This window comes from Trichocoleus sp. DQ-A1 (assembly GCF_039961955.1).
Lineage (GTDB): Bacteria > Cyanobacteriota > Cyanobacteriia > Cyanobacteriales > FACHB-T130 > FACHB-T130.
Genome location: NZ_JAMPKE010000003.1, coordinates 72,897 through 96,799 on the forward strand (window position 1 = coordinate 72,897; position 23,903 = coordinate 96,799).

Sequence of the window (23,903 nt, forward strand, 5' to 3'; positions counted from 1 at the left end):
TGCAATTATGCCCCTCGATTCTGATTCTTAACAGCTTCAGCCAGAACCTCTACAGCCTTCGCTTTTTGAGGGTCGCTTCCCTGAGCATATTCTAACTGGAACGGCACTTCAATATCTGGTTTCACGCCCTTGCCTTCTAAGCGTTCTCCATTCACATAAATATCAACGACCGCCAGATAAAGAAGGTTTCCATCTTTGAGCAAAAAAGGACGAGCCGCAACAACTGCTCCTGCTGTTTGACTACCAACGACTTTTCCAATTCCATACTGCTCAAAACCATAAGCTAAAATTTCTTTTCCACTTCTGGTTCCCTGATTCACCAGCATGACAACGGGTTTTCTCCACTGATAATCTAAGGTAGTTTTTATCCCGTCTCTGGGAATTTGGGTTAATACTGGAACTTTTTCGGAAAAAATACTTAGATAATTCGGAGTAGCTCCACCCCAGCCATCTCTTAGGTCTAAAATTAACCCATCCGCATCTTTAAGACGTCCATAAGCAATTTCTTCTTCCAGTAATTCCTGATATTGATCGCCAGCATACGACCAGATATGAACATAACCTAGTTTTCTTCCATTGCTTTCGATTATTTCGATACTCGACCGCATTGCATCTAAGAAAACTGTCGTAGGTTTTATTATTTTTGGAACTACAGTTACATTCTTATTGCTGTTGGCTTCGGGAGTTCGCTGAATTGATATACTGACTTGTTTCCCTGCTTTGTTAACAAAAGATTCGATTGGTTGATACCGATTGCCATCAACTGCTAATATTTGGTCGCCTACTTTGAGTCCCGCTTGAGCAGCCGAACTTTTATCGAGAATAGCAGTGATAAAGGTCTTCCCATTTATCTCTTTAGTGAAAGCTCCGATTCCCGTGTACTCTAAGCCCTTAGGAAATAACTTTTGTATTTTTTCTAAGAAATAACCTTGATTAAATATACCCAAAAGTTGGTAGTAAGCAGGTTGTGACTTCGGATAGAAGCCTATGTGAGAAGTATGTAACTCAGCTAGCATTTGATTAATGACAACGGATGCTTCATCAATAGATTTTGCCTGCTTGACTGAAGGCTTATACTTCTCTCGCATGGCTTTCCAGTCAACCCCATTGAATTTTGGGTCAAAAAAGTTGTCATTGACTGTTTGCCAAACTTCTTCAAATACAGCTAATGTTGGTGATTCTTGAAGTTTTGAACTAACGGGTAGAAAGAAAAATGATAAGACAAGAATCACTAAAACACTTAGGCTTAAATTAGCCAGAAATCGGTTAATTTTTTTAATTTTTATCATCGTTTTATTATTTAAATTTATCTTCAGCCAGTATAGCTTATCATCTACTTAAATCAGGGTAGAAACTATCCCATTTTCACAAAAATATGCTGGCGGTTAGAAACTCCGCCTATACAGACAAAACCCGCGTACGCGGGTTTCAAATTCATTACTAGATGTTGTAGGGTAGCGCTTTTAACCAATGGTTTTACAAATAGGTTCTTTAGGTACAGTTACCTAAATTACGGGAGGCAAAGGAAGCGATCGCTTATCCTACCTCTCCATACTGAACTCTATTATAATTGCGTGATAGTAATGTGCTGAGGCTGAGCTTTAACTCGTTCCAGCCAAGCTTGGATTGCTGGAAATCTTGTTAAATCAAATCCACCTTCATCTGCCACATGAGTGTAAGCAAACAACCCAATATCAGCAATCGTATAGCGTTCCCCTACAAAAAAATTACAATTTGTTAAATGTTTTTCCATAACGGTTAGCGCTGCATAACCGGGTTCGCGCTTTTGATTAAGTGCCTCCTTATATTCTTCCACCTTGCCAAGGATAGAAATCCAAAATCGGGAAGTAGCAAGATAAGGCTCATGGCTATACTGCTCGAAAAACAACCATTGCAACACTTTTGCGCGTTCAAAACGGTCGTTTGGCAATAAATCAGTTCCCTCGCTCAGATAAAAAAGAATTGCGTTGGATTCTGCCAGGAATCGACCTGATTCTGTTTCCAATACTGGAATTCGCCCATTGGGGTTTTTGCTTAAAAATTCAGGAGTCCGAGTTTCGCCTTTGAGAATATTCAGTTCTATACTCTCAAAGGGAATTTCTAGTTGAGTCAATAAAAGACGAATTTTGTAACAATTACCAGAAGAGAAAAATTGATACAATTTGAGCATATTTATACCTAGACTACTTCAATAGTAGATTTCGGGATGCGATCGCAAGTGCGCGAGCGTTAGCAATAAGTATTGTCACAGGCGAAGCTTGCCCGAAGCATAAGCTAGCACATATCACTTTTATCAGTAAAACCGATAGCCAGCCCTCCACACCCAGCACATAAATCGATAACGAAGGGTTCAGTTGCTCACTGTTGAAGGAGTCAAAGCTCTTTCTCGATAAAATCAAGGCAAGAAAGACGGTTGCTGAAGATTGTTGTCTTCATCAAATCAAGATTAAGGTGAGGAAACACTTAGGGCATATAATCGGGTGCTCGGAGATGCGTCTAGGCGCAGGGCGGCGATCGCATCCTTCAAATCAAAAGCGATCGCACTCTTGATTCCTAAGTGCGATCGCTTCTTATCTTCCGAACACCTATCGGGTGAGATTTTTTCTTGCCCGTTCAGAACGCGACTCAGCTGATTCCATGACCTCAGCCATATTTTCCAGCACTTCTCCTGGATGATTTTCTAAGACTCTGGTAGACAAAGAAACCCGACCTTTACCTTCATCGATATCAACAATCAACGCTTTGATTACTTGACCCACCTGAAACAATGATGCTAGAGATTCGATGTAGGTTTGGCTGACTTGTTTAATATGCAGCAAACCCGTAATCCCATCCAAATCAACAAACACACCGAAGGGCTTCACCCCAGTAATTTTCCCTTCGACTAACTGCCCAACTTCTATCTGAGTGATGGCAACAGAACGAGTCGCTTGCCGTTGAGAAAGCACCAATTTGTTAGTGTCAGCAGAAACCTCCAAAAAGCTAGCAGTTAGCTTCTCACCAACCAGCGATTCCAGGTTGTCGCGTTCCACCAAGTGCGATCGCGGAATAAACCCCCGCAACCCCTGCACCTCTACCGTAACGCCCCCCTTATTGATGCCAGTAACACGGGCTTGCACTGTTTGATTCGCTTCCTGCATATCAGCCAGGTTATCCCACGCCTGCTTGATCTCCATCTGCCGCACTGAAAGCGTCACCTGACCATCTGCATCTTGCTCTCGGATAATCAGGAAATCCCGTTCTTCCTGCAACGGCAGCACAATGGATAAATCTGTTACCCGTCTCAACGACGCCTCATCAACAGGTAAAAAAGCCAAAGACTTGCCGCCAATGTCTACATAGGCACCATCACTTTCGTGGGTTTCCACTTTACCGCGCACGACTTGCCCTTTGTGAAATTGGTAGTCGTGTTGTTCGAGAGCTTTGGCAAAATCGTCCATAGAAAATGACGATTTTGCATCTTGAGAAGAGGTCGATTTGGAATTCATGACAACTTAGTTGATTGAAAAAAAGTAATTCCCGACTCGCTGATTGCTAGTGTGGGAAAAAATTTATGCCGCTTGAAGTTTTTGTTCAAACAGCTGTTTTACCTGCTTCCAGGCATCGGCGGCTGTGGTGTCATTGTAACTGGCGCGATGGTCGCAGAAAAACCCATGTTCAGCTCCATCGTAGCGAAAGACACGATGGGGAATGTGGTGTTTCTCTAGCTCCGCTTCAATTTGATCTACCTGTTCGGCGGGGATGCTGGCGTCCTCCATGCCGAAAAAGGCGTAGAGCGTGCCTTTGATGTCTTTTGTGCGTGCGATCGTTGGTTCGCCGCCGCCAGGAGTGTTCGTAGCAACGCCAGCACCGTAGAATGACGCTGTGGCTTTGATATCGGGTAAAGTCGCGGCGAGGTAAGCAACGTGACCCCCAAAGCAGAAGCCGATGCAGCCAAAGACAGGTTTGACTTCGGGCAGGCTTTTGAGGTAATTAATTGCCGCCTGGATATCGCCCAGTAGTTCTGAGGCTTGAGTTTGATCCTTATACTGTCTGCCAATTTGAATGTCTTCCGGAGTGTAGCCGGTTTCAAAACCCGGTGCTTGGCGTTGAAAGATTGCAGGCGCGATCGCTACATAGCCTTCTTTGGCAATTCGTTCTGTTACCTCCCGGATGTGAGCATTCACTCCAAAAATTTCCTGCAACACCACAATGCCTGGAAAAGGCCCCTCCCCTTCCGGCATTGCCAGGTAAGCCGCAATTTCTAGATCGCCATTGGCAATTTTGAGGTGTTTTGTCCGAATCTTGCTCTCTGTCATGATAATTCTTCTGTATCCTCTGCCGTTTTTTTAGCAGATAGTGCTACTATTTTGTCTACCAGCAAATTACCCTATTTTTTACAGGAATAAAGTATTTAAAAGTTCATGACAGTGCTGCACAAATTATCGCATTTTTTTATAAAGAAAATTTATATAAATCAAACCATAACTTTTTTGTTTAAAATATTCCGATTTTTAAATAATTTGTAATGCTAGCTAGTTTTATTGTGTAGTTTTGTGCGGTTATTGAAGAGTTGCTGACTGCCGAGAAAAGGGATTTTTGGTTAAATGAGTCAAGAACGATAGCTGTTTTTTGTAATCATTAAAAACTCAAAAATTATCAAGGACTAAGGGAAGGAGTTCGACCTTGGCAGACTGGAGAGAAAAAGAAAAACCGACCGGATTATTCACTCGGCAACTTACCTTCATCGCTATCGTTACCTTAACAGCGCTTATCGTCAATAAAATCATCGAGCCGTCACCTCAACCTTCCCCTCAGCATCAGTTTGCGATAGAGGTTCGTCAGGACAAGCCGGAAGCTCAACAACTCCCCAGCGTCAAACCCGAAAATTCGCCACCGAGGGAAATAATACCGCCAGCGAGTAGCGCGATCGCTGACACGGCAGAGGCTTCTCCATCGCCAAGTGTATGGGCGATCGCACCATCTATCCCAGTTCAGCAGACACTCCCCATTGTCGAACCGGAAAATTTACCGAGTGAAACAACACCTTCAGCGATCGCTCTTTCACCCGCAGCCGAAAAAACCTTCCCAGTGCCTACCGAGTATCGGGGAAAAACCATTTATCAGGTAAAGCCGAAGAATCAGAAAAAAGTCATCGCCCTCACCTTTGATGATGGCCCTTGGGGGGAAACGACATTGCAAGTGCTGGACATCCTCAAGAAAAACGGCATCAAAGCCACATTTTTTTGGGTAGGAGAGCAACTGCAAAGTTATCCAGCCGTAGCGCGACGAGTGGTTGCTGAAGGTCACGCCATTGGCAACCATACCTGGCATCACTCCTATCGTCAGATGGACGAGGCTACGGCGGCAAAGGAAATAGATGATACAGCCGCACTCATCTACAAGACAACCGGAGTCACAACCGCTTACTTCCGCCCTCCCGGCGGCAACTTGCAAAATGGGTTAGCGGCTTACGCCCAAAAGAACAACTACGCCGTGATGATGTGGTCGATTAACTCAGCGGACAGCCGCCGCCACCGCCTCACCGCGCCCAAATTGGTCAAAAACATTCTCAAGAGTGCCTTCCCAGGTTCTATTGTGCTGATGCATGATGGTGGCGGCAACCATTCGACAACGGTTCAAGCTTTACCCCAGATCGTTGAAAAACTCAAAAAGCAGGGATATCAGTTTGTCACCTTGCCGGAACTACTAAAGAGGCAAGAGACAACAGACGCTACTGATTCCGTTTCTAGCGGGGAAGCAGAAACACAGATTCCCCCTCGATTAGAGGAATTTCCGCACTCCCCCGGAGAACAACCCGAACAGTATTTCCCTGGGTGAGAGCGTTTTAGACTTTTTTGGAGTTTAGATGCTGGCTTGTAGAAGACTTGCAGCAAGTAGCGCTAAGAGCGTATGTGCTGATGCGATCGCGTCTCTACTAGATAGAGCAAGTGAGAAGGAGGCAGAATCTTGAAAAACCAGGGCGATAACTCAGCTTCTGTAGCGCATTATGCTATTAAAGAATTGCCCTTCTCACGGCTTCATGAGAATCAGAGTCCTTGGAGGCTCGTAAATGGTTCAGTTTCATATTCAACCAGACAGTGAAATTCCAGCGTCAAAACAGCTATTTGACCAAATGCAGTTTGCGATCGCCTCGCGACAGTTTCCCCCAGGTCATCGATTGCCCAGCACTCGGCAGCTAGCAATGCAGACAGGTCTGCACCGGAATACCATTAGCAAGGTGTACCGGCAGCTAGAAGACACTGGATTAGTAGAATCCCAAGCTGGATCGGGAATTTATGTCAAAGCCCAAGGAAACGAGGGCGGCACTGGACATAGCGGCCCCATACACGAACAATATCCCCATGCCTACAAGCTGGTGCAGCACAGCCTGGATGAACTGCTCAACCAAGGTTGCACCCTCAACCAAGCCAGAGAACTATTTCTAGCAGAAGTTGACTGGCGCTTACGCTGTAGTGCGCGAGTGCTGGTCACGGTTCCGTCACGAGACATCGGTGCTGGGGAATTGATGGTTCAGGAACTGGAAAAATCTTTAGGGATACCCGTACAGTTGGTGCCGATGGAGGAACTCAGTAAAATACTCGATCAAACCCACTCCGGCACCGTGGTGACTAGCCGCTATTTTATTGGGGATGCGGAAGCGATCGCAGCCCCACGAGCGGTGCGCGTCATCCCCGTCGATATTTACGACTACGCTCAAGAACTCCAGCTGGTTCAACGCCTGCCTAAAGACAGCTGTATGGGTCTGGTGAGTCTCAGCTCAGGCATTCTTGGAGTTGCAGAAATTCTGATCCACAGCCTGCGCGGGGATGATTTGCTGGTGATGACAGCCCAGGTAAAAGACACCTACAAACTCAACGCGATCGTTCGCAGTGCCCAAACGATTGTTAGCGATCGCGCCAGTTTTGCCACCGTCAAAGCGGCAGTCGCCGCCGCCCGTGAAGACATTATTCGTCCTCCGGAGCTATTATGTAGCGAAAACTATATTGGCACCAAGTCAATTAACTTGCTCAAGCGCGAACTCGGTTTAGGTTAACAATTTTGGATTTTAGATTTCAACGATCAGATTTCAACGATCAGACAGTCTAGCTCATCCCATTTGACAGCCTAAAGTGCCGATTCAGGTGGGATTACCCACCTGCACCCTTCGGTTCAGGCTGAACTTTTGGACGATCCAGATGCTGTAGGGTCGTCATCAGAGATTCAAGTTTTTCACTCGGAAACCCCTTCTAAAATTGGCAATTCTCGGCTGAAAAATCGGCTAGAAGCAATCGGAGCAAAGATGACGATTCACACGAAACCTTCGATGGGTTTAAAAGATGCCATCGAAAAACACCGTGCTACTAAAGCTTTCCAACCCGCTCCTATTCCAAACTTTCTTTTGGAAGAAATCTTTACTTTAGGGATACACACGCCATCCGGTTAAAATTTACAGTCTTGGCTTGTAAAATCACTCCACAAGCATATGTATTGCTGTCTGCTACTCTTAGGCGATGCCGTCGATGAACTAATCAAACATAATAAGGGGCGCTTTGGTATAGATCGGGTTTACTATAGCGACAGTTATGGTGATTTCCGTCTATAGACTTATGCATAAGTTTTCAAAAAGCCCCTCTGGGTGATTGGCAGAACCTGCAATTAAGGGTATATTTACACCTCAAGAACAGCCAAGTCGGCTCCTTTTGTTTAGCGATCGCGTCCGGACGGCTAGCTGCAACTGGCAACTGTTGCGATAGTAATCGGGAACAATTTTGCTCTAACGCCTTCTTAATTTTTTTTAAATCAAAGGCGTTTTCCCCAAACCGTTGCCAAAAATGGCAATCTTTAAGCCAGAATCTGTGAAGATATCCTGACAGCTAAAACCTTCGTGCGGAACTCTGACTCCTGATGCTATGACTGCTGTGCCCCTTCCTCGCCAGCCATCTCCCTTGCCTGACGGCGGTACCACCGCCGACACGACGCCTGTTTTTGCGCTCAAAGAACTGGTGGCGCGTTTGCATCGAGAACAGCGAAAGATTCAAGACTTGCTCTCGTCGTTAGGGTTTGCCCTGCGTAGCTTCAATAACTTGAATCAGTTTTTGGAGTTGATTCCGCTGATGGCAACGCGGGTGACAGATGCCGATGGCGGCATTCTCATCCGGTTTTTGCCGAACGGTCAAGTGCGGCTAGAGCGCTTGCACTGTCAGGAAGGTCAGTCTTGTCAAGATATTCGCAAGGCGCTTAACTCGGCAACCCGTCAGGCGAGTAATCCCTCGACAACGGCAGAGGGGATCGCCGCGCCGCCATCATTGGATGCTCAACTGACTCGGTTTTTAGGGCCAGACATTCAGGTATTTGGCACTCCGATTCTGGTGAAAAATACAGAGCGGGGACGTCTTTATGTGTTCAGCCGCGATCCCAAATATATTTGGACAGACACCCGGCAGAAGTTGGTGCGCTTAGTTGCCGATCAAACAGCAGTTGCGATCGCAAACGATGAACTTACCGTCGAACTACGCCAAAAAGAACGCCTGGATAAAGAATTAGAAATTGGTGCCGATATCCAGCTGCGCCTACTACCGCGACAATGTCCGAATATTTATGGAGTCGAACTAGCGGCAAAGTGCCAAACGGCTAGTCGCGTCGGCGGAGATTACTATGATTTTATTCCCGCCAATTATGACCAGCTGCGCCCCCAAACAGACAGTGATTCGGAAGTGGAAACTGCCCGAAGAGGATCGGTTCCGTGGAGCCTGGTAATCGGGGATGTCATGGGCAAAGGCGTCCCAGCGGGTCTAATCATGACGATGACGCGGGGGATGCTGCGAGCCGAAGTGCTAAACAGGCACTCACCGGCGAAGATCCTGCAACATTTAAACCGGGTAATGTATGCCGATTTAGAAAACTCCCATCGGTTTGTCACCCTGTTTTATTCCGAATACGATCCGCAAACCCGGATTCTGTCTTACAGTAATGCCGCCCACCATCCTCCCTTGTTGTGGCAGGCATCAACCCGTTCCATCAAGCGCTTGGATACCTGGGGAATGCTGATTGGTCTAGATGCCGATTCCCAGTATGAAGATGCCCAAGTCCAGCTGTATCCTGGGGACACGATTATTTATTACACCGATGGTTTTACCGATGCGGCAAATCAAAATGGCGATCGCTTTGACGAAGAAAAGCTGAGCCGCACCTTCCAGTGGGCTTGCCAGCATTGCAACGGCACCCAAGCGATTTTAGATTACCTATTTGAGCAGGTACAGCAGTTTATTGGTCCATCCAGCCGGAACGGAGATGATATGACGCTAGTGGTGATGCAGGTCAAAAGTTAATCGGTAATGAGTCATGGGTCATTTCCTATACCCATCACGAATTACCCATCGCTGACTCCCCCACTAGCAAAGACATCAGCTTTGTGTTAATAACAATCTGAACGGATGCGCGAGCAACCTTTGCCAACATCTCTATTTGTTGTGAGGAGATCAGAGTCATGGTGCTTAATGAAATGCACGAAATAATCGGTTGGTTGCCCAACTTGACCCACAGTTACGATAGTGTATCGCTGTGGTTTTCGCACTCGCCAATCAATTGGCCCGTGTTGGCGCAGCAAATCAGAGACCCAAAAGTCTTAGACCAGATGCAAAATGCCTTTAACTACTTCATTAAATCAGGGCAAGTCTGGGCACTGTTAATTGGGCTGTTTTTTGGCTACCTGATTCGAGGGATTACAGCTTAGTGGATAGCGTTTGAAGGTTTAAAAAGTTAAAGGTCGAAGGTTGAAAGTTGAATGTTTGGATACAGCTTGCTCGTCCTGAAATTTGCTAAAGAGTAAGATGCTTGCCTTTGCAAGCTACAACCTTCTCGACGAGCCAACTTTCAACCTGCTCGCCTTTCAAGCTGCTCGCCTTTGAATCTGTTAATCCAACGTTACCAAGAAGCTCGTGACTCAACAAAAAACTTGGAGCCAACGGTTTGAATCGGCGTTGCATCCTGCGATCGCTCGCTTCAACGCTAGTATCGGCTTCGACATCGAACTCATCGAATACGACCTCACCGGCTCGATTGCCCATGCCAAAATGCTCGCTCACACCGGCATTATTTCAGAGTCGGAGGCACAACAGCTAGTCGCAGGCTTAGAACAAATCCGCCAAGAATACCGAGAAGGAAACTTCAATCCAGGGATAGATGCAGAAGACGTTCATTTTGCGGTGGAGCGTAGGCTGACAGAAATTACCGGAGATGTCGGCAAAAAACTGCACACGGCGCGATCTCGCAACGATCAAGTAGGCACTGACACCCGCCTCTACTTGCGAGATCAAATTTCCCAAATTCGCAGCCAGTTGCGCGAATTTCAGGGAGTTCTCCTCGACCTTGCCCAAAATTACGTCGAAACCCTAATTCCCGGCTATACGCACCTACAACGCGCCCAACCAGTCTCTTTAGCTCACCACCTCCTCGCCTACTTTCAAATGCTAGAACGGGACTGGGAGCGGCTAGGAGAAGTCTATGGGCGCGTCAATATCTCGCCTTTGGGGAGTGGCGCACTTGCCGGAACCACTTTCCCCATCGATCGACACTACACCGCCAAACTGCTCAACTTTGATGGGGTCTATGCCAACAGTATGGATGGCGTGAGCGATCGCGATTTTGCGATTGAATTTCTCTCTAGCGCCAGCCTGATCATGGTTCACCTCAGCCGTTTATCGGAGGAAGTCATCCTTTGGTCATCTCACGAATTCGGCTTTGTCACCCTCAAAGATAGCTGCGCCACCGGCTCCAGCATCATGCCCCAAAAGAAAAACCCCGACGTGCCTGAACTCGTGCGGGGTAAAACAGGTCGTGTTTTTGGGCATCTGCAAGGAATGCTAGTGCTGATGAAAGGGCTACCTTTGGCTTACAACAAAGACTTACAAGACGACAAAGAAAGCCTATTTGACAGTGTAAAGACCGTTAAAGGCTGCCTAGAAGCAATGACCATTTTGTTTCGCGAGGGGCTAGAATTTCGTACCGCTCGCCTTGCAGAAGCCGTCGCGGAAGATTTCTCCAACGCGACCGATGTTGCTGATTACCTAGCAGCGCGGGGTGTCCCCTTCCGGGAAGCTTACAATCTCGTGGGCAAGGTTGTAAAAACTTCCCTCGCTGCCGGTAAACTTCTCAAGGATTTGAGCTTGGAAGAATGGAAGGAATTGCACCCAGCTTTTGAGCCAGACATCTATGAAGCCATCTCTCCAAGACAAGTAGTTGCCGCTCGTAACAGCTACGGCGGTACCGGATTTGAGCAAGTGAGACAAGCGATTCAAGCTGCCCAGTCTCGGCTGAGTAGTTAGGACTGAGTAATTAGGACTGAGGACTGAGTAATCAAGACTGAGGGCTGAATAGGGGATTTCTCAATTTCGCAAAAGAGTTAGTAGCTGAGGAAAAATATTTTTCTTCCTCAGTCCTCAATCCTCAGTCCTCAGTCCTCAACCCTCAATCCTCAGCACCGAGCAATGGCTAACCCATCGCGCCGCCCATTGCTCCCATTCCTCCTCCCATCTTGTCTTCATCCTCCTCATTAGTTCTCTCTCCGGGCGATCTTTGACGCCGGAATTTAGAGAACCGACCCGTAGTTTGACGTTTACGAAACTTGCGGGCGTATGCTTGATTACGCTGCGCCTTTTCTTTCTTAGGGTTACGGCGCTTCGCCATGTTCACCTCTTTGATATACGACTAAAAAATGGTGCCTTTGGGTTTTCCCCCGCACCTGATGCTTGTTGGTGTTGCCAGTCACGCCCAAGGCTTGGAAAAGCAGGTGCTAGAATCTGCCAATCTGGCAATCTACCGCGATCGCCCTCTTTTCGAGGGTTCTCCTTCGGTCTGGCTTGGTTGATCTGCATCTGACGCCCCATCCATTTTGCACCATCCAGCACCGAAATAGCTGTCTTTTTTTGCGGAGCTTCCACCCTCTCTACGAAAGCAAAGCCCCGCACTTTGCCTGTCTTCCGGTCGCTTGGTATCGCCACACTTTTGGCTGAACCAGATGCAGAGACTTGTTTAAAGTCTTCTGGAGTAACCTGCGAAGACAGACTTTCGATGTAAATAGTCATCCAACAATATCCATCCGAACAGTTGATTCAGGTGAAAGCCGAGAGAGAGAAGAGCGACCTAGAAGCGCAAAATTAAAGCGTCTCTAGCAACTTCTCAGAACCTACTCTTGTCCAAGTGAATCTAGACAGAGAGTGTGTTGCTCTCCCAGAGCATTTTTTTGGCTCTGGAAGCCTCTGCCTTCAAACCTGTGGAAGAAACATCGAAACAGGCTAGCCTAAAAACGGCGGGTCGCAGACTGACGTGACCGAACTTGCATCTGTAACGTATATCATAACAGCCTGTCAGCAGCCTACTAAAAAGCGCTGACTTGCTGCGGTTGAAAACATCCCCATGTCCCTAAAACTCAGCGATACTGCTTCTTGGCTGGGTAAAATTGTCAGCCGTAACCGCAGCAAAAAGCTAAAAAATTCCGCACCAAGCAGTTGATACGCTTTCAGCGCTGCACATGAATGCGATCGGCTCGGATGGTAACATTGAGAAGATTTATCTTCAGGTGACTGAATCTCAAAAAGCGGAAATTCTCGCTGATTTAAAATTTTAATTTGTAGAGGTGGATGAATAAGCAATTCTGGCATCCCCAGAACTATGCGGATTCAGCCCTTGGGGAAACCCTCCTTTTGCAAAGTTTTAAATTTTATCTGGAATCGGAGAACTTCCTGCTCATAAATTGACTCTAAAAGTAAAAGTTCCTTTCTGCGTTGAAGTAAAGCTTCTTTTGCCTATGCGTCGGTCATGGCGATTTATACAAACAGTGCTAGGGATTATTTTCCGCCATCCCATTATCGGCACAACTATCATCCCGATTTTGCCAGATGGTCGAATTGTGTTCATTCGACGCGGAGACACAGGTGAATGGGGTTTTCCTGGCGGTATTGTTGATTGGGGTGAGGACATTCCGACATCAGCGCGGCGGGAGTTGGCGGAAGAAACTGGACTGGAGTTAGTAAAAATTCGCCGGTTAGTGGGAGTTTATTCTTCGCCAGACCGCGATCCCAGAATTCATTCGATTTGTGTAGCGCTAGAAGCAGAAGTGCAGGGAGAAATGCAGGTTCGGGATACGCTGGAAATTATGGAAGTCAAAGCTTTCTCAGTGACATCCTTGCCTCAAGGGAAACTCTGCCATGACCACGACCAGCAGTTGCAGGACTACTTGAACGGCTTGACAACCCTCGCATAAGCAGGATTTTCGATTTTGGATGAGTCAATCCATCGTCAATCTAGAATCTAAAATCTAAAATCTAAAATCTAGGATGACTCTACCGCTACGCAATTCTCGAATTAAGCTGTCTCAAGGACAAATCTTCTGGCGCGAAGTTGGTCAAGGGCCAGTTTTGGTTTTTTTACACGGATCGGCTCACGATAGCAGTCAATGGCTAGCTGTCATCGATTGTTTGAGTCGGGATTACCACTGCTTTGCCCCGGATTTACTCGGCTTTGGTGACTCCGAACGCCCGGATGTTCACTACTCAATTGAGTTGGAGATGGAATGTCTTGCTGAATTGTTAGAGGCATTGAATCAGCGAGAAGTTTTTTTAATTGGTCACTCGCTGGGAGGGTGGATTGCGGCGAGCTTCGCGCTGAAATATTTGGAACAGGTGCGCGGATTAGTGCTGTTAGCGCCAATTGGGGTGGAAGCGGAGGGATTAAGAACAGAGCGATCGCGCCCCTCTCTATTTACATCTCTATTTAAGCGGCTGTCTAAGGTGGTATCCTCCGGGTGGCGATCGCTCATAGATGCGATCGCTCGTGTCTCCAACAATCGCCTGTTTCCCCGCAAGCAGACTGGGCAAAAGAAGCGGCGACAAGAACAGCCGGTGCAGTTTCCCACTACCGACAAGCTATTATTTCAACGCCGCCGCGCCGAAATTCAAGCAGAATTATTGAAAGAAAGACTGGAGTGGCTGAAAGTCCCCGTTATGATTTTGCAAGGCGATCGCGACAGTCGTTCTAGAATTGCTGAAAGTCAAGCCTACGCCGACTTAACTCCATCAGCTCAGTTGGAAATTATTAGCTTTGCGGGAAACGATCTACCCGAAGCGCTTCCAGATGTCGTGGCTCAGCATATTCGAGATTTCGTTAGTAAGCATTAGGGGCGCATAGGCTGTGCGCTTTTACTGGAATTAATAAAAGAACCTCACCCCCAACCCCTCTCCGCTTGCGGAGAGGAGCCGGAGCCGCAGGTGGAGGCGGGGTAAGGTTTTTCTCAATTGTGGAGAATCAAGCGGATTTGATGTGAATCGCTTTATTAAGGACTAAGAACTAAGAACGACTGACCGCATTCCCATAAATATCAGATTCGGGTCGCTAATTATCTGACTGGCTATTTCAGGAAACTGGATTTGGAGATAAGCAAATAAAGTAGCGCGATCGCCTCCCGTCAAAATCACCCGACTACCTGGAAATTTCTGCCACCAAGCCTGGATAAAGTCTTTGATTCCAGCCAAGACAGTGTAGATAACGCCACTCTGAATCGCCTCCGGTGTGTTTACAGCAAAACGCGGCGGCATTTCCTGGGGCAATTCTATCGGTGGTAACGCAGCAGTTCTTTGGGTTAGAGACTGTAGCTGTAACCTTAACCCAGGCAAAATCGCCCCACCCACTAGCCGATGGTTGACATCTGCACTCGTAAATGTCAAAGCAGTTCCAGCGTCAATCACTAAAGAAGGCAAGCCCCAAACTTCGCCAGCACCCAACACCGCTAAAGCCCGGTCAATACCAAGAGTGGGATAAAGTCCTTCAAGGGGCAATTGGTCTAAAGTCATGACACGGATATCTGGGTAACTTTGCCAAAGTGCTGTTTGCTCTGGAACCACCGAAGCCAGATAAATCGGCAACTTTGATTGCTGATTGTGGATTTTGGATAGTGAATTGGTCGGACTGGGTGGCAAAATTTCCAGTGGAAATTTACCCGCTGCTAAGCGCTGCGCCAGACGATTCACAGTTGCCGCTGGCAGATAGTAGCTATCCCAGGCATCCTGAAGAATTTCTCCCACAAAGTACGCCCAGTGCAGCCGCGAATTCCCAATCGTTAAAGCTAGCCAATTCATCGTTCTCTGAGCCTGGAGCCGTTCGGCACTTTTAAAACTCTTAACTCACTCATAGGTTTTTTAATAAATCTTTACAAGAGACTCGTGGCAGAATGAAAGAAGAAAAAATACCTAATGGGTTGCAACAGAAGGAGACCAGAGATGGTAGCGCTCACCGACCGAACCCAAAAACGCCTCACCATGCAGACCGGCGAAATCGCCCCTGACACGACAACGATTCGCTCGCTTGACTGGGATCGCGATCGCTTCGACATTGAATTTGGGCTGCAAAACGGCACCACCTATAATTCCTTCATCATTCGGGGTGAGCAGACGGCTTTAGTGGATACCTCCCATGAAAAGTTCCGCCAGCTATATCTGGATGCATTACATGGACTCATCGACCCAAAAGAAATTGATTACCTGATTATCAGCCACACCGAGCCAGACCACAGCGGATTAGTCAAAGACATCTTGAAACTGGCTCCCCAGGTAACGGTGGTTGGGTCAAAAGTCGCAATCCAGTTTATCGAAGATTTTGTGCATCAGCCGTTTGAGCGGCGAATCGTCAAAAATGGCGACAAGTTGGATTTAGGCAACGGACACGAATTGGAATTCGTGATTGCTCCCAACTTGCACTGGCCCGACACGATTTTCACCTTCGACCACAAAACCCAAATCCTGTATACTTGCGACGCCTTTGGCTTGCACTATTGCTCGGATAGCACCTTCGATGAAGATTTAGCCGCCATCGAAGCCGATTATCGGTTTTACTACGAATGCCTGATGGCTCCGAATGCCCGTTCCGTGCTGTCTGCACTGAAACGGATGGGAGAACTGCCAGAAGTACACACCATCGCCACCGGACACGGCCCGCTGCTGCGCCACAACGTTGTGGAACTGACGGGACGTTATCGCCAGTGGAGTCAAGCTCAAACCAAGGGCGAGACGACAGTAGCGGTATTTTACGTCTCCGATTACGGGTATAGCGATCGCCTTTCCCAATCTCTCGCCAAAGGCATCACCAAAACAGGCGTCGCCGTCGAGACACTCGACCTGAAATCCGCCGATCCTCAGGAGGTGCAAGAACTGGTAGGGCGTTCATCCGGCTTAGTCATTGCCACACCCCCAGCCGCCTCTGCCGCCGCCCAAGCTGCGATTGGCACCGTTTTAGCCGCTGCTAAGGAAAAACAAGTAGTCGGGATTCTGGAGTCATACGGAGGAGATGACGAACCCGTCGATCCGCTGGTGAGTAAATTTAGAGAGTTAGGGCTGACAGTCGCATTTCCAGCAATTCGGATTAAAGATACACCCGGAGAAGCCACCTATCAGTTGTGTGAAGAAGCAGGTACAGACTTAGGACAATTGCTCACCCGCGATCGCAACATCAAACAGATTAAATCTCTTGATGCCGAATTAGAAAAAGCCCTGGGACGCATCAGCGGTGGATTGTACATCATCACTGCCAAAAAAGGCGAAGTCAAAGGTGCCATGTTAGCTTCCTGGGTGGCACAAGCCAGCTTCCAACCCCTAGGATTCACAATCGCTGTCGCAAAAGACCGGGCTATTGAGTCCATGATGCAAGTAGGCGATCGCTTTGTCCTCAACGTCTTAGAAGAAGGAAATTATCAAAATTTGATGCGGCACTTTTTAAAACGATTCCCCCCTGGCGCGGATCGATTTGCCGGGATCAAATCTCAGCCTGCGGAGAATGGTTCCCCAATTCTGACGGAAGCCCTCGCATACATGGAGTGTGAAGTCTCTAGCCGCATGGAATGCAGCGATCATTGGATAGTTTACAGCACCGTTCAATCCGGTCGCGTCTCCAAACCCGACGCCCTCACAGCGGTTCACCATCGCAAGATCGGAAATTATTATTAACGCTCTTGATGCGCCAAGGTTAGCGCTCTCGGTACGCAAAGAAGCAGCTTTAACTTTGCGTATGAGAGTGTACCTTTGCGTTTAAAAAAATTACCGTTTTAACTTATGATGACAGCCACAAAACCCCGCGATGTTCAGGTTCTCCCGATTGGTGCAGATACAACTGTGTTGCGATCGCGCACTTGGGACAGACTTAAGTTTGAAATCGAATATGCTCTACAACGGGGCACAACGGCGAATTCTTATGTGATTCAAGCGGATAAAACAGCGCTCATCGATCCGCCGGGAGAATCATTTACAGGCATTTTTCTGTCCGCTTTACAGCAGCGATTTGACTTAAAAAAGCTGGATTACGTGATTTTAGGACACGTCAACCCCAACCGAGTTTTTACGCTGAATGCTTTACTAAAACTGGCTCCTCAAATTACTTTTGTTTGCTCGAATCCAGGGTCAATTCTGCTGCGAAATCTTTTTGAAAACACTTTCCCAGAGACTTTACAAGAACACAATCTACAAATTGCCATAATGCGAGGGGAAGAAACCCTCGATTTAGGCAAAGGTCATCACTTACAATTTATCCCCACGCCTAGTCCCCGTTGGCCTGACGCCCTTTGCACCCACGACTCCCTAACCGAAATTTTGTATACGGATAAGCTTTTCGGGGCGCACGTTTGCGGCGATCAGGTGTTTGATGAAGGATGGACGGTGTTTAGCGAAGATCGGCGCTACTATTACGATTGTCTGATGGCTCCCCACGCTCGGCAAGTCGAAACAGCGCTAGACAAACTGACACAGGATTTGCCAGCCAGACTCTATGGGACGGGTCATGGCCCCTTGGTGCGCTACAGTCTGATCCCGCTCACTCAAGCTTATCGGCAATGGAACCAGCAGCAAAGGGCAACTGAAACGAGCGTGGCGCTGCTCTATGCTTCAGCTTATGGAAATACGGCGACCTTGGCGCAAGCGATCGCTAGTGGTATTACCAAAGCAGGCGTTGCTGTCGAATCAATTAACTGCGAATTTGCCGAACCCTCGGAAATTCAAGAAGCTGTAGAAAAATCAGATGGGTTTATCATGGGTTCTCCTACCCTCGGCGGTCATGCTCCCACGCCGATTCAAACTGCCTTGGGCATTGTCCTATCCAACGCGAGCAAAGGCAAGCTGGCGGGTGTTTTTGGTTCTTATGGCTGGAGTGGAGAAGCGATCGATCTACTAGAAGGCAAGTTAAAAGATGCTGGATATCGCTTTGGCTTCGACCCGATTCGAGTCAAATTTAAACCCACCGAGGTGACGCTGAAATATTGCGAAGAAGCCGGGACAGACTTCGCCCAAGCGTTGAAAAAAGCTAAAAAAGCCAAAATGGCTCGACAACAGTTAAGCGTGCAACCGATTTCACCTTCGCAATCTGCCAGGATCGAACAAGCGGTAGGGCATCTAGTTGGCTCTCTTTCCGTTGTAACAACGAAACAAGGCGAACTCAGCGGGGCGATGTTGGCTTCTTGGGTGTCTCAGGCAACTTTTAATCCCCCCGGTTTAACCATTGCTGTCGCCAAGGATCGAGCGATTGAATCGCTGATGCATTCTGGCGGAAAATTTGTTTTAAATATTTTGGGAGAAGGCAAGCACATCGGCTTGATGAAGCATTTTCTCAAACCTTTTGGTCCTGGTGAAGACCGATTTGCGGGTGTCGCTACGCAAGACGCCCAAAATGGTTGTCCGATTCTCACCGACGCCTTGGCTTATCTAGAATGTACTGCCCGCAACCGCATGGAATGTGGCGATCACTGGTTGGTTTACGCTGTGGTGGAAAATGGCAAGGTGTTACAGCAGGAAGGCGTCACCGCCGTTCATCACCGAAAATCGGGTAGCCATTATTAAATAACGCCCAGTGAATAACACCCAGTGCATAACGCCCAATGCAACTTTTTCTGAGCCAGCCATTTATCAGGAGTTTGGAGAGGGAAATGTTACTCGAAGAAATTCAGGAAGTTGCACAGAGTTTTAACTAATAACTAATTGGGGATTGCTATTGTGTTGTAAGTTGTTAGCTTGGAAGTAGGCGATCGCTATCTTTGGATCTGCTGGCTCAGTATTTTTTCAAAGTAAAGGAAACAACATAGCCGCTGCTGACGGCTTCCGCCGAGTGCGATCGCTAAAGCTTACTGCTAGAGCCGAAAGGCTTGAAGGGTTGAAATGGCGCTATTTGAGACTGCTCAAAACAACTTTCGACACAGGCTAACTCGTGCGATCGCGTTGCCGTTGATTTTGATGCTAGTGCTCTCGGGCATCTTATTTTTGCAGCTCAACCACCTACTTTCGGTGACGCGGTGGGTTGACCACACCGATCGAGTCATTGCCCAAGCAAACTATACTCAGAGACTGCTGTTAGATATGGAAAGCGGGATACGCGGGTATCTCGTCACCGGCAATCCGAGTTTTCTAGCGCCTTACCAAGCGTCAAGTTTGTTAATCGATCCTGCCTTTAATGACTTGCGTTCTTTAATTTCGGACAACCCGCGTCAAATTCAGCGCCTCAAAGAGTTGCGGGCAATTTATGAACAGTGGAATCGATATGCCCCCTCCCAGATCGCTCGCAAGCAGCGCAATAGCAATTATGAATTCTCTGTGTTTAACACTCGTAGACAGCTGATGGATGCGATGCGGGTTCAGCTTGCCTCGTTCATCAGAACCGAGGAGGTGCTGCGGGATGTTCGCACTGACAACGCTCAAAAAACAACCTATCTGACGATTGGCAGCACTCTCGGCTTAACGGTTGGGTTGGGAAGCCTGCTGGCATTGTTCACCAGCCGTCAGTTGATGGGAGTGGCAAAAACCTACAAACACGCCCTCGCGATCGCCCAAGAGCAAACAAACGCGCTGCGTCGATCTGCCCAACGGTTGGAAGCTTTGCATCAGATCGACCGGGCAATTCTGGAAGCGCATTCACCGGCAGAAGTTATCCGCGCCGCATTGTCGCGGATGCGGCGCTTAGTGCCCTGCCAGCAATCTTTTGTGGTGTTGTTTAACTTTGAAACTGGCGTTGCCCAGGTGATAGCCGGAAGTGTTAATGGAGATTTACCGTTCCAAGAAGGCGCTACGCTCCAAATTGACGATTTTGTGCCTGGATTTCTCTTAGGGCAACAGAGAACCTATTCTCTAGAGAACGCGGCACTCAATCGTTGTCCGCCTGCCATGAAGCGAATGGGGGAAGGGCAAAGCAGCTGCATGACTGTGCCCCTGCGGGTCGAAGAAAATCTGCTCGGCGAACTGATTCTAAGTGCCACGGAACCGGCAACGTTTAATCCGGAACACCAAGAGATTGCCACTGAGGTTGCCAACCAACTTGCCATCGCAATGCAGCAAGCTGAGTTACGAGAACAGCTCGAACAGAACAATGCACAACTAGAGCAGCGCGTTAGCGATCGCACTGTCCAATTGCAGGAAGCAAATGCTGAATTAGAAGCGTTTGCCTATTCCGTTTCTCACGACCTCCGTGCGCCATTGCGTGCTATGCAGGGTTTCAGTCACGCTTTGTTAGAAGACTATAGCGACTCCTTAGATGCCATCGGGCAAGATTATGCCCAGCGCATTATTACGGCTTCTCAGCGCATGGATACCTTAATCCAGGATCTGCTCGACTATAGTCGCCTCAGCCGCACGGAGATCCGTCTCCAGCCGATTTCCCTAGAAACGTTGGTGGTGGAAGTCCTCGCTCAACTAGAGCCAGAACTGCGGCAAAAACAAGTCCAAGTGACAGTAGAACCACTGCTGCCTCAAATCATCGGGCATCGCACCACCTTGATTCAAGTCTTGACAAATTTGCTAAATAATGCGATAAAATTCATCGCTCCTGGAGTCCAACCGCAGGTGCGAGTATGGGCAGAAGTTAGGGAGAGAGGGGAAGCCGAGAAACAGGGTATTGTAGAGACAAGAGCGATCGCGTCTACAGCCGAAGAGCCAGAGAGTAATCAACCTTCAGCAAGTTCCCAATTTTGGGTACGCTTGTGGATAGAAGACAACGGCATCGGCATTGCTCCAGAACATCAACAACGCATTTTTCGCGTCTTCGAGCGCCTACACGGAATTGAAAGTTACCCCGGCACTGGCATTGGGTTGGCAATTGTGCGGAAAGGGTTAGAACGCATGGGAGGTCATGCCGGAGTCGAGTCGCAAGCTGGTGAGGGAAGCAGATTTTGGATAGACCTGCCCAAGGCTAGAGACGAATGTTGAACGCGTCTAACTATACTATTTTGCTGGTGGAAGACGACTCCAATGACATTTTCCTGATCCAGCGAGCTTTTCGGAAAGCTAACCTGCTTAACCCATTGCAAGTGGTGGAAAATGGGGAGGCAGCCGTGTTTTACCTTGCGGGCGAACCGCCTTACACCGATCGCGATCGCTACCCCCTACCCGTTTTGATCCTGCTAGACCTGAAACTCCCTCGCAAGTCGGGTCTTGAGGTGCTGGAATGGTTACGGCAGCAGCCAGACCTGAAGCGCCTGCCGGTTGTTGTTCTAACTTCCTCCGAGGAAAATCGTGACATCAACCAAGCCTATGACCTGGGAGCCAACTCTTACTTGGTTAAACCAGTTGCTTTTGAAGCGTTGCTGGATATGGTGAAAACACTGAATTCATATTGGCTCATTTTCAACCAGAAGCCAAAATTAGAGGAGAGTTGAAAGTTGGAAAGACTTTGAAAGCTGAAAGCTTAAATCTTCAACCCTTTCAACCTTCCAACTAAATAGCGGATATGAGCCAGACCTTACGTATTTTACTGATCGATGACAACCCTGATGACCGCCTTCTAGCAGCTCGTCAGCTCAGCCGAGCCTTTTCCGATCTCCAAATTCAGGAGATTGCAGAAATCAATGGCTTAAACCAGGCGCTGGCGGCAGATGGCTTCGATGCCGTTGTCACTGACTATCAACTGCGCTGGAGTGATGGTCTACAGGTGTTGCGTGCCGTTAAAGATCGGTATCCTGACTGCCCCGTGGTGATGTTTACCAATACAGGCAGCGAAGAGATTGCTGTAGAAGCGATGAAGGCGGGGCTGTCCGACTACGTTCTGAAGTTGCCCAAATATTACAACCGTCTGCCCGCTGCGGTGCAGTTAGCCTTAGAACGAGCCGAAACTCAGCGAAGAGCCGCTCGTCTGGAAGCGCATCGGCAAGCTTTGAGCGAGGTATCGCGAGCTTTTGCTGAGAAAATTCCGGAATTTCAAGCAGTTCTAGAACTCGTCAGTCAGCAAATAGCGCAGCGACTGGGAAATCTGTGCGTAGTTCGCATCCTATCAGATGATGGAAAGTACCTCAACCCGGTAGCAATTTATCATCCAAACCCAGAAGCCCTCGCCTGCTTGCAAGAAACCCTCGCCACGGAGGCACACCGCGTTGATGAGGGTTTGACGGGTCGGGTCTTTAAAACAGGCGAGACGCTACTGATTCCAGTCGTGTCGCCAGAGGAGATACAACCTTTGCGCGAGTCAAAGTATTTGCCCTACTTAGAGCGCTTTGGGATGTACAGCATTTTGATCGCACCCTTAGAGGTACGAGGTCGGCGGATTGGGACTTTATTCGTTTCGCGCGATCGCCCCGGATACTCCTATACTCGTGATGACCAATTCTTTCTGCAAGACCTCGCGGATCGGGCTGCTTTGGCAATTGACAATGCCCGACTCTACCGGGAAGCACAGGAGGTAAATCGCCTCAAGGACGAGTTCCTGGCAACCCTGTCTCACGAACTCCGCACCCCCCTGAACTCTATCCTCGGATGGGCAACGCTACTCCGCAATCAGAAGCTAACTCCCACTGTTATCAGTCGTGCCCTTGAGAGTATTGAGCGCAACGCCAAGGCGCAGGTAAAACTCACCGATGAAATTCTAGATGTCTCGCGGATTATTCGGGGCAAGCTACACCTGAATATTCGCTCGATCGAGCTGATACCTATCATTGATGAAGCGATTAATATCTTGCGTCCGGCAGCGGATGCCAAGGGGATTCGAGTCAAGGCGGTACTAGACCGCTCAGTCGGCTTGGTCGCTGCCGATCCAGATCGCTTGCAGCAAGTCGTTTGGAATCTACTCTCCAACGCCATCAAGTTCACATCAGAAGGCGGGCAAATTGAGGTGCGGCTGGAGAGGGTTGAAGGAAAACTTGAAGAAAAAGTTGAAGTGCAACCCACGAACTCTCCACCTAATAACCCGCAACCTTCAACCTTCTTTGCCCAAATCCAAATTAGCGACACAGGCATGGGCATTAGCCCCGACTTTCTGCCCTATGCGTTTGACCGCTTTCGGCAAGCTGACGCGAGTACCACGCGATCGCATGGAGGATTAGGACTTGGATTAGCGATTGTGCGTCACTTGGTGGAATTGCACGGTGGCACCGTTCGTGCTGCTAGTCTCGGAATCGGGCAGGGAGCAACGTTTACAGTGCTTCTGCCACTTTTTGATAAAAGTCGAGAAACCGAGGGGCAGGAGCGCCAGGGGGCAGAGGAGCCGGGGAGCGGGGAAGCTAAGGAGAAGGTAGCACAAGCACCTCAACTCCTGAGCGGATTGCAGGTGCTAGTTGTGGATGATGATACGGATACACGCGAATTGATCGCCCTCGTGCTTGAAGAGTCTGGGGCGAAAGTGAAAGCGATCGCATCCGTAGCCGAGGCGTTAGAAGTCCTTCGTAGCTGGCAGCCCGATTTGCTGGTGAGTGATATTGGAATGCCAGAGGAAGATGGCTACACCCTCATCGGCAAGATGAGAACTCTGGAAGAAAAAACCGGAAAACAAATTCCAGCCCTAGCGCTGACCGCCTACGCTAGGGAGGAAGATAAAAACCGCGCCCTGAAGGCAGGGTTTCAAATGTATCAGTCTAAGCCCGTCGAGCCTGATGATTTAGTGGCGGCGGTGGCACTTCTGGCTGGGTGTGCAGGTTAAGT

General features: G+C 48.4%; 21 protein-coding genes. 13 read left to right on the forward strand and 8 right to left on the reverse strand.

The annotated features are described in order from the left end of the window. Window positions 1–5 precede the first annotated feature (5 nt). The 4 genes from NDI33_RS04710 to NDI33_RS04725 all read right to left on the reverse strand — a co-directional run bounded on the left by NDI33_RS04710 (window position 6) and on the right by NDI33_RS04725 (window position 4,298). Window positions 6–1,289: a S41 family peptidase gene (locus tag NDI33_RS04710; protein ID WP_190676912.1), complete on the reverse strand. Its 1,284-nt coding sequence runs from the start codon at window positions 1,287–1,289 to the stop codon at window positions 6–8. A 275-nt stretch (window positions 1,290–1,564) separates the two neighbouring features. Next, window positions 1,565–2,170 carry a glutathione S-transferase family protein gene (locus NDI33_RS04715; RefSeq protein ID WP_190676914.1) on the reverse strand — a complete coding sequence of 202 codons (606 nt, stop codon included), beginning with the start codon at window positions 2,168–2,170 and terminating at the stop codon, window positions 1,565–1,567. Between the two features lie 415 nt (window positions 2,171–2,585). Then, the gene (locus NDI33_RS04720; protein WP_190676916.1) at window positions 2,586–3,488 is read right to left on the reverse strand and encodes a S1 RNA-binding domain-containing protein; all 903 of its coding nucleotides are present in this window, start codon (window positions 3,486–3,488) and stop codon (window positions 2,586–2,588) included. Window positions 3,489–3,551: 63 nt separating this feature from the next. Next, on the reverse strand, window positions 3,552–4,298 hold the full coding sequence (locus NDI33_RS04725) for a dienelactone hydrolase family protein (protein WP_190676918.1): 747 nt from the start codon (window positions 4,296–4,298) through the stop codon (window positions 3,552–3,554). 367 nt (window positions 4,299–4,665) lie between these two features. Between NDI33_RS04725 and NDI33_RS04730 the strand changes: the two genes are divergently transcribed. The 6 genes from NDI33_RS04730 to argH all read left to right on the forward strand — a co-directional run bounded on the left by NDI33_RS04730 (window position 4,666) and on the right by argH (window position 11,306). After that, window positions 4,666–5,820, forward strand: a complete 1,155-nt coding sequence (locus NDI33_RS04730) for a polysaccharide deacetylase family protein (protein ID WP_199291965.1) — start codon at window positions 4,666–4,668, stop codon at window positions 5,818–5,820. A 232-nt stretch (window positions 5,821–6,052) separates the two neighbouring features. Beyond that, the gene (locus tag NDI33_RS04735; RefSeq protein WP_190414628.1) at window positions 6,053–7,036 is read left to right on the forward strand and encodes a GntR family transcriptional regulator; all 984 of its coding nucleotides are present in this window, start codon (window positions 6,053–6,055) and stop codon (window positions 7,034–7,036) included. A 129-nt stretch (window positions 7,037–7,165) separates the two neighbouring features. Beyond that, the gene (locus NDI33_RS04740; protein ID WP_190676921.1) at window positions 7,166–7,426 is read left to right on the forward strand and encodes a hypothetical protein; all 261 of its coding nucleotides are present in this window, start codon (window positions 7,166–7,168) and stop codon (window positions 7,424–7,426) included. Window positions 7,427–7,892: 466 nt separating this feature from the next. Continuing rightward, window positions 7,893–9,311 (forward strand): PP2C family protein-serine/threonine phosphatase, encoded by a 1,419-nt coding sequence (locus NDI33_RS04745; protein ID WP_190676923.1) that lies wholly within the window; start codon window positions 7,893–7,895, stop codon window positions 9,309–9,311. Window positions 9,312–9,469: 158 nt separating this feature from the next. Further along, a complete protein-coding gene (locus NDI33_RS04750; protein ID WP_199300650.1) occupies window positions 9,470–9,715 on the forward strand; it encodes a hypothetical protein in 246 nt (81 codons plus the stop codon). A 205-nt stretch (window positions 9,716–9,920) separates the two neighbouring features. Then, the gene (gene argH, locus NDI33_RS04755; protein WP_190676925.1) at window positions 9,921–11,306 is read left to right on the forward strand and encodes an argininosuccinate lyase; all 1,386 of its coding nucleotides are present in this window, start codon (window positions 9,921–9,923) and stop codon (window positions 11,304–11,306) included. A 166-nt stretch (window positions 11,307–11,472) separates the two neighbouring features. Here the strand turns inward: argH and NDI33_RS04760 are convergent, their stop codons facing one another. The 3 genes from NDI33_RS04760 to NDI33_RS04770 all read right to left on the reverse strand — a co-directional run bounded on the left by NDI33_RS04760 (window position 11,473) and on the right by NDI33_RS04770 (window position 12,641). Continuing rightward, window positions 11,473–11,667: a hypothetical protein gene (locus NDI33_RS04760; RefSeq protein WP_190414631.1), complete on the reverse strand. Its 195-nt coding sequence runs from the start codon at window positions 11,665–11,667 to the stop codon at window positions 11,473–11,475. A gap of 2 nt (window positions 11,668–11,669) precedes the next feature. Further along, entirely contained in the window at window positions 11,670–12,065 is a 396-nt protein-coding gene (locus NDI33_RS04765) for a hypothetical protein (RefSeq protein ID WP_190434159.1), read from the reverse strand. A gap of 282 nt (window positions 12,066–12,347) precedes the next feature. Beyond that, window positions 12,348–12,641 carry a hypothetical protein gene (locus NDI33_RS04770; RefSeq protein WP_190414633.1) on the reverse strand — a complete coding sequence of 98 codons (294 nt, stop codon included), beginning with the start codon at window positions 12,639–12,641 and terminating at the stop codon, window positions 12,348–12,350. Window positions 12,642–12,787: 146 nt separating this feature from the next. Here NDI33_RS04770 and NDI33_RS04775 point away from each other — a divergent pair, with 146 nt between their 5' ends. Together NDI33_RS04775 and NDI33_RS04780 are read left to right on the forward strand one after the other, a co-directional pair. Beyond that, window positions 12,788–13,243 carry an NUDIX hydrolase gene (locus NDI33_RS04775; protein ID WP_190426228.1) on the forward strand — a complete coding sequence of 152 codons (456 nt, stop codon included), beginning with the start codon at window positions 12,788–12,790 and terminating at the stop codon, window positions 13,241–13,243. Window positions 13,244–13,316: 73 nt separating this feature from the next. After that, window positions 13,317–14,156: an alpha/beta hydrolase gene (locus tag NDI33_RS04780; RefSeq protein ID WP_190676927.1), complete on the forward strand. Its 840-nt coding sequence runs from the start codon at window positions 13,317–13,319 to the stop codon at window positions 14,154–14,156. A 162-nt stretch (window positions 14,157–14,318) separates the two neighbouring features. Here NDI33_RS04780 and NDI33_RS04785 read toward each other — a convergent pair whose 3' ends face one another. Beyond that, the gene (locus tag NDI33_RS04785) at window positions 14,319–15,113 is read right to left on the reverse strand and encodes a pantothenate kinase (protein ID WP_190528111.1); all 795 of its coding nucleotides are present in this window, start codon (window positions 15,111–15,113) and stop codon (window positions 14,319–14,321) included. 141 nt (window positions 15,114–15,254) lie between these two features. Here NDI33_RS04785 and NDI33_RS04790 point away from each other — a divergent pair, with 141 nt between their 5' ends. The 5 genes from NDI33_RS04790 (at window position 15,255) to NDI33_RS04810 (ending at window position 23,901) form a co-directional block, all read left to right on the forward strand. Next, entirely contained in the window at window positions 15,255–16,973 is a 1,719-nt protein-coding gene (locus tag NDI33_RS04790; protein ID WP_190414637.1) for a diflavin flavoprotein, read from the forward strand. A 108-nt stretch (window positions 16,974–17,081) separates the two neighbouring features. After that, complete coding sequence (locus tag NDI33_RS04795) at window positions 17,082–18,851, forward strand: diflavin flavoprotein (protein WP_190677101.1); 1,770 nt, start codon at window positions 17,082–17,084, stop codon at window positions 18,849–18,851. A 315-nt stretch (window positions 18,852–19,166) separates the two neighbouring features. Continuing rightward, window positions 19,167–21,203, forward strand: a complete 2,037-nt coding sequence (locus NDI33_RS04800; protein ID WP_190676929.1) for a CHASE3 domain-containing protein — start codon at window positions 19,167–19,169, stop codon at window positions 21,201–21,203. Continuing rightward, window positions 21,197–21,652, forward strand: a complete 456-nt coding sequence (locus tag NDI33_RS04805) for a response regulator (protein WP_190414639.1) — start codon at window positions 21,197–21,199, stop codon at window positions 21,650–21,652. The genes NDI33_RS04800 and NDI33_RS04805 overlap by 7 nt, the downstream gene beginning before the upstream one ends. A gap of 71 nt (window positions 21,653–21,723) precedes the next feature. Then, window positions 21,724–23,901 (forward strand): response regulator, encoded by a 2,178-nt coding sequence (locus NDI33_RS04810; RefSeq protein WP_190676931.1) that lies wholly within the window; start codon window positions 21,724–21,726, stop codon window positions 23,899–23,901. The last annotated feature ends 2 nt before the right edge of the window (window positions 23,902–23,903 follow it).

What these genes read in the sequence shown, in the direction of transcription:
- NDI33_RS04790 (WP_190414637.1), top strand. Translation starts at nt 15,255, where the DNA reads ATGGTAGCGCTCACCGACCGAACCCAAAAACGCCTCACCATGCAGACC.
- NDI33_RS04780 (WP_190676927.1), top strand. Translation starts at nt 13,317, where the DNA reads ATGACTCTACCGCTACGCAATTCTCGAATTAAGCTGTCTCAAGGACAA.
- NDI33_RS04725 (WP_190676918.1), bottom strand. Translation starts at nt 4,298, where the DNA reads ATGACAGAGAGCAAGATTCGGACAAAACACCTCAAAATTGCCAATGGC.
- NDI33_RS04810 (WP_190676931.1), top strand. Translation starts at nt 21,724, where the DNA reads ATGAGCCAGACCTTACGTATTTTACTGATCGATGACAACCCTGATGAC.
- NDI33_RS04735 (WP_190414628.1), top strand. Translation starts at nt 6,053, where the DNA reads ATGGTTCAGTTTCATATTCAACCAGACAGTGAAATTCCAGCGTCAAAA.
- NDI33_RS04770 (WP_190414633.1), bottom strand. Translation starts at nt 12,641, where the DNA reads ATGCCAGAATTGCTTATTCATCCACCTCTACAAATTAAAATTTTAAAT.
- NDI33_RS04750 (WP_199300650.1), top strand. Translation starts at nt 9,470, where the DNA reads ATGGTGCTTAATGAAATGCACGAAATAATCGGTTGGTTGCCCAACTTG.
- NDI33_RS04795 (WP_190677101.1), top strand. Translation starts at nt 17,082, where the DNA reads ATGACAGCCACAAAACCCCGCGATGTTCAGGTTCTCCCGATTGGTGCA.
- NDI33_RS04775 (WP_190426228.1), top strand. Translation starts at nt 12,788, where the DNA reads ATGCGTCGGTCATGGCGATTTATACAAACAGTGCTAGGGATTATTTTC.
- NDI33_RS04760 (WP_190414631.1), bottom strand. Translation starts at nt 11,667, where the DNA reads ATGGCGAAGCGCCGTAACCCTAAGAAAGAAAAGGCGCAGCGTAATCAA.
- NDI33_RS04720 (WP_190676916.1), bottom strand. Translation starts at nt 3,488, where the DNA reads ATGAATTCCAAATCGACCTCTTCTCAAGATGCAAAATCGTCATTTTCT.
- NDI33_RS04715 (WP_190676914.1), bottom strand. Translation starts at nt 2,170, where the DNA reads ATGCTCAAATTGTATCAATTTTTCTCTTCTGGTAATTGTTACAAAATT.
- NDI33_RS04800 (WP_190676929.1), top strand. Translation starts at nt 19,167, where the DNA reads ATGGCGCTATTTGAGACTGCTCAAAACAACTTTCGACACAGGCTAACT.
- NDI33_RS04765 (WP_190434159.1), bottom strand. Translation starts at nt 12,065, where the DNA reads ATGACTATTTACATCGAAAGTCTGTCTTCGCAGGTTACTCCAGAAGAC.
- NDI33_RS04785 (WP_190528111.1), bottom strand. Translation starts at nt 15,113, where the DNA reads ATGAATTGGCTAGCTTTAACGATTGGGAATTCGCGGCTGCACTGGGCG.
- NDI33_RS04805 (WP_190414639.1), top strand. Translation starts at nt 21,197, where the DNA reads ATGTTGAACGCGTCTAACTATACTATTTTGCTGGTGGAAGACGACTCC.
- NDI33_RS04710 (WP_190676912.1), bottom strand. Translation starts at nt 1,289, where the DNA reads ATGATAAAAATTAAAAAAATTAACCGATTTCTGGCTAATTTAAGCCTA.
- NDI33_RS04745 (WP_190676923.1), top strand. Translation starts at nt 7,893, where the DNA reads ATGACTGCTGTGCCCCTTCCTCGCCAGCCATCTCCCTTGCCTGACGGC.